The organism is Colwellia sp. MB3u-4 (genome assembly GCF_014077065.1).
GTDB lineage: Bacteria > Pseudomonadota > Gammaproteobacteria > Enterobacterales > Alteromonadaceae > Cognaticolwellia.
Genome location: NZ_JACGVE010000089.1, coordinates 216,192 through 229,492 on the forward strand (window position 1 = coordinate 216,192; position 13,301 = coordinate 229,492).

Annotated in this window: 11 protein-coding genes and 5 tRNA genes; all 16 read right to left on the bottom strand. The window is 40.9% G+C overall.

All coding sequences use genetic code 11. The annotated features are described in order from the left end of the window. Positions 1-73 precede the first annotated feature (73 nt). The gene (gene rpoB / locus H4J61_RS16600) at positions 74-4,102 is read right to left on the bottom strand and encodes a DNA-directed RNA polymerase subunit beta (RefSeq protein WP_182137228.1); all 4,029 of its coding nucleotides are present in this window, start codon (positions 4,100-4,102) and stop codon (positions 74-76) included. A gap of 198 nt (positions 4,103-4,300) precedes the next feature. Continuing rightward, positions 4,301-4,663, bottom strand: coding sequence for a 50S ribosomal protein L7/L12 (gene rplL / locus H4J61_RS16605; RefSeq protein ID WP_146877795.1), 363 nt, complete (start codon positions 4,661-4,663; stop codon positions 4,301-4,303). A 100-nt stretch (positions 4,664-4,763) separates the two neighbouring features. Next, complete coding sequence (gene rplJ / locus H4J61_RS16610) at positions 4,764-5,258, bottom strand: 50S ribosomal protein L10 (RefSeq protein WP_182137227.1); 495 nt, start codon at positions 5,256-5,258, stop codon at positions 4,764-4,766. 311 nt (positions 5,259-5,569) lie between these two features. Further along, entirely contained in the window at positions 5,570-6,265 is a 696-nt protein-coding gene (gene rplA, locus H4J61_RS16615; RefSeq protein ID WP_182137226.1) for a 50S ribosomal protein L1, read from the bottom strand. A gap of 2 nt (positions 6,266-6,267) precedes the next feature. Beyond that, positions 6,268-6,696, bottom strand: coding sequence for a 50S ribosomal protein L11 (gene rplK, locus H4J61_RS16620; protein WP_182137225.1), 429 nt, complete (start codon positions 6,694-6,696; stop codon positions 6,268-6,270). A gap of 473 nt (positions 6,697-7,169) precedes the next feature. Beyond that, the gene (gene nusG, locus H4J61_RS16625; protein ID WP_126667296.1) at positions 7,170-7,748 is read right to left on the bottom strand and encodes a transcription termination/antitermination protein NusG; all 579 of its coding nucleotides are present in this window, start codon (positions 7,746-7,748) and stop codon (positions 7,170-7,172) included. Between the two features lie 9 nt (positions 7,749-7,757). Next, entirely contained in the window at positions 7,758-8,141 is a 384-nt protein-coding gene (gene secE, locus H4J61_RS16630; RefSeq protein ID WP_182137224.1) for a preprotein translocase subunit SecE, read from the bottom strand. Positions 8,142-8,249: 108 nt separating this feature from the next. Continuing rightward, positions 8,250-8,326 (bottom strand) — tRNA-Trp (locus H4J61_RS16635). 383 nt (positions 8,327-8,709) lie between these two features. Further along, positions 8,710-9,894 carry an elongation factor Tu gene (gene tuf, locus H4J61_RS16640; protein WP_182137223.1) on the bottom strand — a complete coding sequence of 395 codons (1,185 nt, stop codon included), beginning with the start codon at positions 9,892-9,894 and terminating at the stop codon, positions 8,710-8,712. A 77-nt stretch (positions 9,895-9,971) separates the two neighbouring features. Continuing rightward, positions 9,972-10,047: transfer RNA gene (locus tag H4J61_RS16645), tRNA-Thr, on the bottom strand. Between the two features lie 16 nt (positions 10,048-10,063). Then, positions 10,064-10,138, bottom strand: a tRNA-Gly gene (locus H4J61_RS16650). A gap of 29 nt (positions 10,139-10,167) precedes the next feature. Beyond that, a tRNA-Tyr gene (locus H4J61_RS16655) sits at positions 10,168-10,252 on the bottom strand. Positions 10,253-10,286: 34 nt separating this feature from the next. Then, positions 10,287-10,362, bottom strand: a tRNA-Thr gene (locus H4J61_RS16660). A gap of 134 nt (positions 10,363-10,496) precedes the next feature. After that, the gene (locus H4J61_RS16665; RefSeq protein ID WP_182186343.1) at positions 10,497-11,231 is read right to left on the bottom strand and encodes a type III pantothenate kinase; all 735 of its coding nucleotides are present in this window, start codon (positions 11,229-11,231) and stop codon (positions 10,497-10,499) included. Further along, positions 11,228-12,202, bottom strand: coding sequence for a bifunctional biotin--[acetyl-CoA-carboxylase] ligase/biotin operon repressor BirA (birA, locus tag H4J61_RS16670; protein ID WP_182186345.1), 975 nt, complete (start codon positions 12,200-12,202; stop codon positions 11,228-11,230). The genes H4J61_RS16665 and birA overlap by 4 nt, the downstream gene beginning before the upstream one ends. Then, the gene (gene murB, locus H4J61_RS16675) at positions 12,199-13,233 is read right to left on the bottom strand and encodes a UDP-N-acetylmuramate dehydrogenase (RefSeq protein WP_182186347.1); all 1,035 of its coding nucleotides are present in this window, start codon (positions 13,231-13,233) and stop codon (positions 12,199-12,201) included. The genes birA and murB overlap by 4 nt, the downstream gene beginning before the upstream one ends. Positions 13,234-13,301: the final 68 nt, after the last annotated feature.

The following is a 13,301-nucleotide window of genomic DNA, read 5'->3' on the forward strand; positions in this document are numbered from 1 at the left end:
AGAACAGTTATCTGTTCTCTCCCTGTACTGACTTCAGCTGATGCTAAAAGTCAGCAATGTAGCTTGAGGTAGCTTAGTCCTGATCTAATTCGATGTTGATACCCAACGAACGAATTTCTTTCAACAATACGTTGAATGATTCAGGGATACCCGGCTCCATGCGATGATCACCGTCAACTAAGTTTTTATACATCTTAGTACGACCGTTAACATCATCAGATTTAACCGTTAACATTTCTTGCAAGGTGTAAGCAGCACCGTATGCTTCAAGTGCCCATACTTCCATCTCACCGAAACGCTGACCACCAAACTGTGCTTTACCACCTAGAGGCTGTTGCGTTACTAGCGAGTATGAACCCGTAGAACGTGCATGCATTTTGTCATCAACTAAATGGTTTAGTTTTAACATATACATGTAACCAACCGTCACAGGACGCTCAAAGTTACGACCAGTACGGCCATCTGTCAGCGTAAACTGACCACTTTCAGGCATATCAGCAAGTTTAAATAAGTCTTTAATTTCTTTCTCGCTGGCACCATCAAATACTGGTGTCGCAATCGGAAGACCTGCTCGTAAGTTACCCGCTAAGCGCATGATTTCATCATCTGAGAATGAATCAATATCAACTTCTTGGCGAGATTCACCTAGGTTGTAAACTTCCTTTAAGAATTCACGTAATTTGTGAATTTCTAATTGAGCTTCCAACATACGGTTAATTTTTTCACCGATACCACGTGCAGCCATACCTAAATGTGTTTCTAGGATCTGACCAATGTTCATTCGTGATGGTACACCCAACGGGTTAAGTACTACATCAACAGGAACACCGTATTGGTCATAAGGCATGTCTTCAACTGGTACTACGTTTGAAATAACACCTTTGTTACCATGACGACCGGCCATTTTATCACCTGGCTGGATACGACGCTTAACCGCTAAATACACTTTAATAATTTTTAACACGCCTGGCGCTAAATCAGCACCTTGAGTGATTTTACGACGCTTAACTTCATACTTTTTATCAAAGTCTGCTTTAATGTTGTCGTATTGTTCAGCAATTTGCTCAAGCTCTGACTGTTGACCTTCATCAGCTAAGTTTTGAACTAACCACTTATCACGAGACATGCTGTTAAGATCAGATTCATTTAAACCTGAGCCTAGCAATAATTTTTTCGCACGTGCATAAATACCATCTTCTAAAATACTAAACTCATCACCCAAGTCTTTCTTAACTTGTTTAAGTTGCATTTCTTCGATTTCAACAGCACGAGCATCTTTTTCTACACCGTCACGGGTGAAGATTTGTACATCGATGATGGTACCAGACACTGAGTTAGGTACACGTAAAGAGCTGTCTTTAACGTCAGCCGCTTTTTCACCAAAGATGGCACGTAATAGTTTTTCTTCTGGCGTTAACTGTGTTTCACCTTTAGGAGTAACTTTACCCACTAAGATGTCGCCACCATTAACTTCAGCGCCAATATAAACAACACCCGCTTCATCTAGTTTAGATAATGCAGACTCGCCAACATTTGGAATATCAGCCGTTATTTCTTCGCTGCCTAGCTTAGTGTCACGAGCGATACAAGTTAGCTCTTGAATATGAATCGTCGTAAAACGATCTTCAGTAGCTACACGCTCAGATAACAACATTGAATCTTCGAAGTTGTAACCGTTCCAAGGCATAAATGCGATACGCATGTTCTGACCAAGGGCTAATTCGCCCATGTCCGTTGAAGGACCATCGGCTAGCACATCACCACGAACTACAGGCTCAGCCATACGACAAATTGGACGTTGGTTGATACAAGTGTTTTGGTTTGAACGGGTGTATTTAGTTAGGTTATAAATATCAATACCCGCTTCACCAGCGTGCATTTCATTTTCATTAACTTTAACGACAATACGTGAAGCATCAACGTAAGCAACAACACCACCACGTTTAGCAACAACAGTTACACCAGAGTCAACAGCAACAATTTTCTCCATGCCGGTACCCACAAGTGGTTTATCCACTCTTAGTGTCGGTACTGCTTGACGTTGCATGTTCGAGCCCATCAAGGCTCTGTTCGCATCATCGTGCTCTAGGAATGGGATAAGTGACGCTGCAACAGAAACGATCTGCTGTGGAGAAACATCCATATACTGAACTTGTTCAGCAGACATCAAAGTAAATTCGTTTTTATGACGACAAGCCACTAAGCCTGCAACTAATTTACCTTCTGCATCAACTTCAGCAGTGGTTTGTGCAATAACAAAGTTACCTTCTTCAATAGCAGAAAGGTAATCTATGTCGTCAGTGATTAAACCATCAACAATTTTACGGTAAGGTGTTTCCAAGAAACCGAAATCGTTAGTACGTGCATAACACGATAACGAGTTGATCAAACCAATGTTTGGACCTTCCGGTGTTTCAATTGGACAAACACGACCATAGTGAGTTGGATGTACATCACGTACTTCAAAACCAGCACGTTCACGTGTCAAACCACCTGGCCCTAAAGCAGAAATACGACGCTTATGCGTCACTTCTGATAACGGGTTGTTTTGATCCATAAATTGTGACAATTGTGATGAACCAAAGAATTCTTTAACGGCAGCAGAAATCGGCTTAGCGTTAATTAAATCTTGTGGCATGATCGCATCTAAGTCACCAAGACTTAAACGTTCACGAACAGCACGTTCAACACGAACTAAACCAACACGGAATTGGTTTTCTGCCATTTCGCCTACAGAGCGAATACGACGGTTACCTAAGTGATCAATATCATCAACTTCACCTTTACCGTCACGTATGCCGATTAAGGTTTTCATCACTGAAATGATGTCTTCTTTAGATAAAACACCAGTACCAATATCATCAGCATTGCCAACACGACGGTTGAACTTCATACGACCTACTGTTGACAGGTCATAACGCTCTAATGCAAAAAATAGGTTGTTAAATAGCGTATCGGCTGCGTCTTTTGTTGGCGGCTCGCCTGGACGCATCATACGATAAATTTCCACTAACGCTTCTAAGCGGTTAGTTGAATTGTCAACACGTAGTGTGTCTGACATATATGAACCAACATCAAATTCGTTCATATATAAAGTAGAAAGTACTTTATGGCCAGCTTGGCTTAACTCAGCTAACATTTCTAGCGTGATTTCAGCATTGGCTTCAGCAATGACTTCACCCGTAGATTTGTCAATGTAAGCTTTAGACAGTACTTTACCAACGATATATTCAGCAGGTACTTCTAATTTTTCAAGCTTAGCTTTTTCTAGCGATTTAATATGACGAGCAGTGATACGTCGGCCTTGCTCAACTAAAACATCACCTTTAGGTAATTTTATGTCGAAAGTAGCCGTTTCACCACGTAAGCGTTCTGGAATTAAATCCATTACTAGCTTATCGCCTTTAATAGAAAATTCTGTTGTATCGTAGAAGATATCTAAAATTTCTTCCGTTGAGTACTCTAAAGCACGCAAAATTATCGACGCAGGTAATTTACGACGACGGTCAATACGAACAAATAAGTTATCTTTTGGATCAAATTCGAAATCTAACCATGAACCACGGTAAGGTATAACACGAGCGTTATATAACACTTTACCTGATGAATGCGTTTTTCCTTTATCGTGATCGAAAAACACACCTGGAGAACGGTGTAATTGTGAAACAATAACACGCTCTGTACCATTGATGACAAACGTACCGTTGTCAGTCATTAATGGTATTTCACCCATGTATACTTCTTGTTCTTTGATATCTTTTACTGTGCCTGCCGCCGCTTCTTTATCATAAACGACTAAACGCAATTTAACGCGTAATGGCGCAGAGTAGGTGATACCGCGGATTTGACATTCTTTGACGTCAAATAACGGTTCGCCCAAACGATAGCTTACAAATTGTAATTCTGAGCTACCAGAATAAGCTTTAATTGGAAAAATAGAATGAAATGCAGCCTCTAGGCCTGTTTCACCTGTTGGATCAATATCAATAAACTTACGGAAAGATTCGAGTTGGATTGATAACAAGAATGGATAATCCATTACTTGAACACTTTTACCAAAGTCCTTACGAATACGTTTCTTTTCAGAGTAAGAGTAAACCATGGGGTTCCTCAGCTTGCTGGTTATGGCCGAATCTGTCTTAAAAAAGACAGGATATAGCAGTGATACTTTTTTTATCAAGCATCAAATAATGCACTGTTTTGGTTTAAAAAAAAACCACTTTCTTTAGCGCAAAAAGGCCGGTGACGTTTAAATCACCAGCCATTGCCTTTTCAGGCAAATAATCTGTTTAAAAACAGACTATTTGATCTCAACAGAAGCACCTGCTTCTTCAAGAGTTTTCTTAAGCGCTTCAGCTTCAGCTTTATCAACGCCTTCTTTAATTGCTTTTGGAGCTGACTCAACTAAATCTTTAGCTTCTTTTAAGCCAAGACCTGTAGCGCCACGAACTGCTTTGATTACAGCAACTTTCTTCTCGCCGAAGCTAGTCATCACTACATCAAATTCAGTTTGTTCTTCAACAGCTTCAGCAGGTCCAGCAGCGGCAACAGCAGCTGATGCAGATACGCCAAATTTTTCTTCCATTGCTTCAATAAGTGCAACAACGTCCATTACTGACATTTCAGCAACTGCGTTTAGGATATCGTCTTTAGAAATAGACATTTTAAATTTCCTGTTCAATTAACAACCTGTTGGCTGTTATAAATAACTATAAATACAAAAAGTGCAAATTGTGCTCTTAAATTTAAGAGATAAACAATTATTAAGCAGCTTCTTGTTCTTTCTGATCGCGTACTGCAGCAATCGTGCGGACCAATTTGCCTGCAGATGCTTCTTTCATTGCGCTCATTAAACGGGCAATTGCTTCGTCGTAAGTTGGTAGCTTAGCTAACATATTTACGTCTACTGAATTGCCTTCAAATGCGGCGGCTTTTAATTCAAACGATGGATTTTTCTTCGCAAAGTCTGTAAATAAACGCGCTGCTGCACCTGGATGCTCGTTTGAGAATGCAATTAACGATGGACCAACCAATGTGTCAGCAACACATTCAAAGTCAGTACCTTGTAAAGCACGACGTGCTAACGTGTTACGGATAACTTTCATCCATACACCATTTGCACGAGCTTCTTTACGTAAAGTCGTTATTGCTTCAACTGCAACACCGCGAGAATCCGCGATTACAGCTGATTGAGCGCCATTAGCAGCTTCTTGAACTTCAGCAACTATTGCTTTTTTGTTATCAAGATTGATAGCCATTGGCTTTACTCCTGGTTCACCGGTAATAAAAAACCGGTATTTACTATCCCTAAGCAAACTAAGATTCGCTTAGGCCGTTACGGCGAGGACCAGAATTAGGAAATACTGGGTAATCACCATCTACGTAGGAAAAATTAAGCTTTCAACGAAGAATCGTCTCGGCTCCTACGGTCTTTGACGGGGTTGTCTAAAATTAATTAACGCTAATTTACGCGAATTAAGTAGACAACACCTACCAAAATTTAAGGGGCGAAATTATAGTCTACAATTTAACCCCTGTAAAGCATCGATTACCGACACTTTATTGAAAACTACAGCGTCAAGCTAGCTTGGTTAACGGCAACGCCGGCACCCATAGTAGTTGAAACAGAAATTTTCTTAATGTACTGGCCTTTAGCATTAGCTGGTTTTGCTTTTTTAAGCGCTTCCAATAATGACTCAAGGTTTTCCTGCAATTTAGCATCGTCGAAATCAGCCTTACCAATGGTAGTATGGATGATACCGTTTTTGTCATTGCGGTAGCGGACTTGACCCGCTTTTGCGTTCTTTATTGCAGTAACAACGTCAGGTGTAACTGTGCCAACTTTCGGGTTAGGCATTAGACCACGTGGACCTAAAATCTGACCTAGTTGACCAACAACACGCATAGCATCTGGAGAAGCAATTACCACGTCAAAGTCCATTACACCGGCTTTAACTTGTTCTGCTAAATCTTCCATACCTACGATATCAGCACCGGCTTCTCTCGCTTTATCAGCGTTAGCGCCTTGCGTAAATACAGCAACACGAACGTCACGGCCTGTACCATTTGGTAATACAGTCGCGCCACGTACGTTTTGATCTGATTTACGAGCATCAATGCCAAGGTTAACAGCAACATCTACGCTTTCACGAAATTTAGCAGTAGCCAATTCTTTTAATAAAGAAAGTGCTTCAGCGATGTCATATTCTTTTAGTACGTCTACTTTTTCACGGATAAGACGAGTGCGTTTTGATAATTTAGTCATAATTAATCCTCTACCACTAAACCCATTGAACGAGCAGAACCCGCAATGGTACGCACTGCAGCTTCCAAAGAACCAGCAGTAAGATCGGCTTCTTTCATCTTAACAATCTCTTCAAGTTGTGCTGTAGTAACAGTACCAACTTTATCAGTGTTAGGACGACCTGAACCACTCTTAACACCAGCAGCTTTTAGAAGTAAATAAGCAGCGGGTGGAGTTTTTGTTTCAAATGTGAAAGAACGGTCAGCATAAACAGTAATAACTACTGGTACTGGAGCGCCTTTTTCCAAAGAATCAGTTTTTGCGTTAAACGCTTTACAAAATTCCATGATATTTACACCGTGTTGACCTAGTGCAGGACCAACTGGCGGTGACGGATTTGCTGCACCAGCAGCAACTTGTAGCTTAATTAAAGCTGTGACTTTTTTAGCCATGGTTTTAATACCTTTAGTATGGGTTCAAACGCTGATGATTTAAAACAGCTCCCCGTTAACAAAAAATCGATTTTTTATTCATCAGATAAAATCATCAGATAAAATCGGCAGCGGATTATATATTATTACAAGGTGGTAGTGCAAGACATGATGCTTGATTTGTATAAAAAAAGACCGAAATGCGCTATCAGTAAGCCAAGGGGGGATCTACGCCTTCTTTTCTGATTGTTTCCTCCCTGTAAAAACATAATAAAATAATTAACAGGAAGAAAAGAAGAATGATAAAGTATAAATCAGGGCATCTTTAAACTTTTTCAGTCTCTACTCATTCCCTTCTCATTGTTTCCTCCCTGTAAAAACATAAATAAAATAGTGCACAGGAAGAAAAAAGGCAGGACTGAAGGAGAAGGCATAGATCAGAGGATATAAAAAAGCCAGAGTAAAAACTCTGGCTTTTTTGGGAATATTTATTGCTAGCCTTTTTCGACTTGCCCAAATTCCAAATCAACAGGTGTTGAACGACCAAAAATAAGCACAGAGACTTTAATACGATTTTTCTCGTAATCAAGTTCTTCAACCACACCATTAAAGTCAGCAAATGGACCGTCAATAACACGTACCACTTCGCCTGGTTCAAACAATGTTTTAGGTTTAGGTTTGTCAGTGTCTTCAAGGCGCTGTAAAATGCGATCCGCCTCTTTTTGTGAAATAGGTGCTGGTCTTTCTTTAGTGCCACCAATAAAACCTAATACACGCGGCACACTTTTAACTAAATGCCATGATTCATCGTCTAATTCCATATGAACTAAGACATAGCCTGGAAAGAATTTACGTGAACTTTTACGCTTTTGCCCAGCGCGCATTTCAATAACTTCTTCAGTCGGCACAAGAATTTCACCAAACTTTTCTTCTAAACCATGAATACCAATATGCTCAAGCAATGTTTTTTGTACACGGCCTTCATAGCCAGAGAACGCTTGGACTACATACCAACGTAATTTAGGATTGTTATTTTTTTCAGGCGTATCTGTAATTGTAATTTCTTCAGTCATGACGGTACCTTAACCTACTTTTAATCCAGTAATTAATCCAACAACCCAGAACAGAACTGAATCTAAACCCCAAAGTAATAAAGACATAATTAATGTTGCTACTAATACTATACCCGTTGTTTGCACGGCTTCTTGACGCGTTGGCCAAACCACTTTGCGTACTTCAGTACGAGACTCTTTAGCAAATGCTACAGCTGTACGGCCTTTAACTGTTTGCATAGCAATAAGCCCTGCAATAACAATAGCAGCAACTACCGCTATAGCGCGCACGAGAACTGATTGTTCAGCAAAAATGTAATTACCAAAAACAGCGCCAGCTAGAAGTAAAACGATTACGCTCCACTTTAAAAAATCAAATGAACCACTTGGTTCAGCTTCAGTACTTGCATTCATATCTACTACCCGTAATTACATGTCTAATCTAAGACAAAGCACCCCGATACAATCGGAGTTAAAATCTAAAGCCCCTATTATTTTATTAATAAGCACTTTACTCAAAAATGGCAGGGGTAGAGAGATTCGAACTCCCAACCGTCGGTTTTGGAGACCGCTGTTCTACCAATTGGAACTATACCCCTTCAATCTGTACTTACACTTACCGAGTGATTCTTAGTTGTTTGGGAATTAAGAGAGACTCTAGAAGTGAGGCGCTATTATACTAATCAAAATATTTTACTCAAGGACTATTTTCGAGTTTTAACTAGATGCTGTATCAGCCTTGATTTTTCACCCTGCTTATTGGCTTTTATAAATAACATTGACACGCAAAAATCTGCAAAAAAAGCCGACTAAGCGGCTTTTTTATCGCCTTAATACGTTCTAAAATCAAGCAACGATTCGTTAAGGTAAAAGCAGATAACACACTAGCAACTGTTAACCTATTTCCACTTCACTATAGCTTAACTAGAAAACAAAAAAGACGCCTAAGCGTCTTTTTTTATCGTGTTAATGTCTTCTAAAATTATGCAATAATTTTAGATACAACACCAGCACCAACTGTACGACCACCTTCACGGATAGCGAAGCGTAAACCTTCATCCATCGCAACTGGGTTGATAAGCTCTACAACAAACTTCAAGTTGTCGCCTGGCATTACCATTTCAACACCTTCAGGAAGCTCTACTGCACCAGTAATATCCGTTGTACGGAAGTAAAACTGTGGACGGTAGCCTTTAAAGAATGGCGTATGACGACCACCTTCATCTTTGCTTAGTACATAAACTTCTGACTCAAACTTAGTATGAGGTAAAATTGAACCAGGCTTACATAGTACTTGACCACGTTCAACGTCTTCACGCTTAAGACCACGAAGAAGAACACCACAGTTCTCGCCAGCACGACCTTCGTCAAGAAGCTTACGGAACATTTCAACACCAGTACAAGTAGATGTTTGTGTGTCACGAATACCAACAACTTCAACTGCGTCGCCGATTTTAACAATACCGCGTTCAACACGACCTGTTACAACCGTACCACGACCTGAGATTGAGAATACATCTTCGATAGGCATGATGAATGCTCCGTCGATTGCACGCTCTGGCTCTGGAATGTAGTTATCTAATGCATCAGCAAGTTCGATTACTTTCGCTTCCCATTTCTCGTCGCCTTGAAGAGCGCCAAGTGCTGAACCTTGAATTACTGGTAAATCATCACCTGGGAAGTCATATTCAGAAAGAAGTTCACGAACTTCCATTTCTACTAATTCTAATAATTCATCATCATCAACAACATCACATTTGTTCATGAATACTATGATGAAAGGTACGCCAACTTGACGTGATAACAAGATGTGCTCACGTGTTTGTGGCATAGGACCATCTGTAGCAGCAACTACTAAGATAGCGCCATCCATTTGTGCAGCACCGGTGATCATGTTTTTGATGTAATCGGCGTGACCAGGACAATCTACGTGCGCGTAGTGACGTGCAGCTGTATCGTACTCAATGTGAGAAGTATTAATCGTAATACCACGTTCACGTTCTTCAGGAGCGTTATCGATTTGTGCGAAGTCTTTAACTTCACCGCCGTGAACTTTAGTTAATACCGCAGAGATAGCGGCTGTTAAAGTTGTTTTACCGTGATCGACGTGACCGATAGTACCAACGTTAACATGCGGTTTTAAACGTTCAAATTTTGCTTTAGCCATCTTAAAGTACCTCTGGGTAGATTAAATCTATTAATTTCTTAGTCAACATTGATTAATCTATAGAAGGCCTAAAGAAGTGGTGCTGATAGGCAGATTCGAACTGCCGACCTCACCCTTACCAAGGGTGCGCTCTACCAACTGAGCCATATCAGCATTTCTCTATAAAGACTGGAGCGGGTGGCGGGAATCGAACCCGCTTCATCAGCTTGGAAGGCTGAGGTAATAGCCAGTATACGACACCCGCTAAATTCTATCAGATTATCTCTGTTAAAATGGTGGAGGGAGGTGGATTCGAACCACCGAAGGCTGAGCCGTCAGATTTACAGTCTGATCCCTTTGGCCACTCGGGAACCCCTCCAAATTTTAATATCACATTACAAGTAATGTATTAATGGTGCCGACTGCCGGAGTCGAACTGGCGACCTACTGATTACAAGTCAGTTGCTCTACCAACTGAGCTAAGTCGGCACTACATTAAGTGGTGCGAATTCTAGAGTAATGTTTTCGTGCTTGCAACAGCAAAATGCAAATAATAAGCATGTTTTTATGCGTTTGATGGTTTTTTACCCACAATCACAAATTTTTAACTATAAACACAGATCTTAACGCGCTTGAAAACAGCTTAAACCAAGAAAAACTAACTTGGGTTCAAGTTGACAGTGCTCAGCCATTAGCTTTGCAATCTGTTCACCATTGCCGCCAGTTATCAGTACCTTGTCGAGTGTTAACAAACTATTTGCTTGAATAATAGCTTCTTTAATCGCCCCTATAGTCATCGCCCAACTACCATGGTTCAAACAATTTGAGCTGTCCTGACCAAAAGATATACTTGCGGTAACTTTAGGTGTGGCGATAATTTTAGTGGTACGGGTTAATAAACTATCAAATAGAGTTTGTACGCCCGGCATGATCCAACCACCAAAATGCTGACCATTCGCCGCTAACAGATCAACCGTTGTCGCAGTGCCAGCATCGATAATAAGTAAGTTATTTTGTGGATAAAGCTGTTTCGCCCCTATCATAGCCAGCCAACGATCAACGCCTAGGCTTTCTGGCTGCTGATAAGACGAGGATATTCCAAACGCGCTTGCTGAACTCTGTACTTGTACAAAAGCAATATTATAGTCTGTTACCCACTTTTCGATCGCATCATGCACTTCACTACCATGCACGTTAGCAAGAATAACTTCGCTCACCTGTGAAAATTTACCTTGCGATAACTGTGCTTGAAAAGCGTGATAGTTGAGATAAACAATGTCAGAAAGTGGCGCAGAAACACCCAATGCTTGAAAAACATATTTTACCTGGGTATTACCGACATCAATTAACAGCCTCATAACCCAGCCCTTAGACTAACTTCACCACCATACACAGGACTTACTTGGCCATTTACCTCCAACATTAATGCCCCTTGGCCGTTAATACCGCGACAAATACCCCGAGTGACTTTCTCACCCGTAATCAAAGCAACAGGTTTGTTAATGTAGAAATCTTGTGCATGCCACTGAGTCACCATAGTATTGATGCCCGTTTCGCTATGCACTTTTAAACGCCTATGTAAGGCTGCAATGATGTTGGCCGCTAACATGTTTCGATCAATATCAACACCTATAGCGCTCGACAAATCAATCCAGGGTTGATCGACTAATACAGCACTCTTGGCGGGCATTTTAATATTGAGGCCAATGCCAATAACACAATGGCAAGGCTCCATCGCTTGACCTTCAAGATCAATTAAAATGCCAGCAAGTTTAACACCATTGAAATAAATATCATTTGGCCACTTCAATTCAACTTCCACTTGATAAAGTGCTTTTATTGCATCACTCACCGCCAATGCCGCCACAACGCTTAACCCCATGGCTGCTGACATACCTTGTTCTAAATACCAATACATTGACAAGTAAATGTGTGAGCCAAAAGGTGAAATCCATTGTCGCCCCCTGCGCCCTCGACCAGCACTTTGATATTCAGCAATACACACTTGCCCGATAACATTTTGGTTGGGCAAACGGCGCATTAAATAACTATTAGTTGAGTCGATTAAGTTATGAACTTCTACCTTGGCACTAGTATTTTGCTCGGCCAATTCTGCAACGATGAGACTTTCGTTGAGCAGTTCAATGGGTTCGGCTAATCGATAGCCTTTGCCGGTGACACTAAAAATATCAAAGCCCATTTCTTGTAATGCACTAATATGCTTTGAAATAGCCGCGCGGCTGACGCCAAGCTCTTCGCCTATGGCTTGCCCCGACAAAAACTCACCTTTAACCAATTTTTTAATCAACTGCTCACGAATTGCTTTCATTGTTGACACCCTGTGTTGATACGACTTAGCTCACCATCAGCGCCAATGAATCTAACTTCTGGTATCAATTGAAGATTAAATTTGGCCATGATTGTTTCCTGAATATAGACTGACAAGGCGACAATATGCTCACCCTGCTGACTGTCATAGTTAATAATCACTAAAGCTTGGTTTTCGTGCACACCAACACCCTCGTCACGAAAACCTTTAAGACCTGCTTGCTCAATCAGCCAACCTGCGGCTAACTTTATTTCACCACTTTGTTGTCGATAATAAGGCATCTTAGGATACTGCTGCTGTAAAGCATGAAAAAAATCTTCACTCACCAGCGGGTTTTTAAAAAAGCTGCCAGCATTAGGCAGTAATTTAGGCTCAGGTAATTTTGCCTGACGTAACTGGATAACTTTTGCCATAATAGCCTGCGGAGTCACAGGGGCAATAATAGTGTTTAAGCCCTGATAACTGTTGACCGGCTGCCAAGCTTTTGGCAATGAAAAATGCACCTGGGTAATAATACCTTTGCCGTTTAATGCCTGCTTAAAAATACTGTTACGATAGCCAAATTGACAGGCGGCGTTACTATAATCTATCAACTTTTTCTTGGCAAAATCAAACCAAGTAACACGTTCAATAAAGTCACTCACCTCAATACCATAAGCACCGATATTTTGTACCGGCGCGGCCCCCACACTGCCAGGGATTAGGGCCAAATTTTCTAAACCGTATATAGCGCGATTACTGCAAAACAAAACCAAGTTATGCCAATTTTCACCACAAGCGGCACTGACCTGAAAATATTCATCGTGTTCAGTGACCTCAATACCCATTAAGCTGGGCTTAATAATGGTTGGCGCCTTCGCTTGGCAGAATAAGGTGTTTGTACCTTCACCAAGAATATAAGACCTGAGCGCTTTATCCGTGTTTATTTCAAACAGCTCTTTAACGGTAGATGGGAACAGTATCTCAGCGGTGACGGCTGGCACATTTAAGCTATTTAATGCTTGTAAAGGGAAGTTAGCGCGTATTTTCATAACAGTGACTATAAAAAATTTGTCTTATTGTACGCAAAAATAGCCTGCGCATAAACTCTATTAGGTGC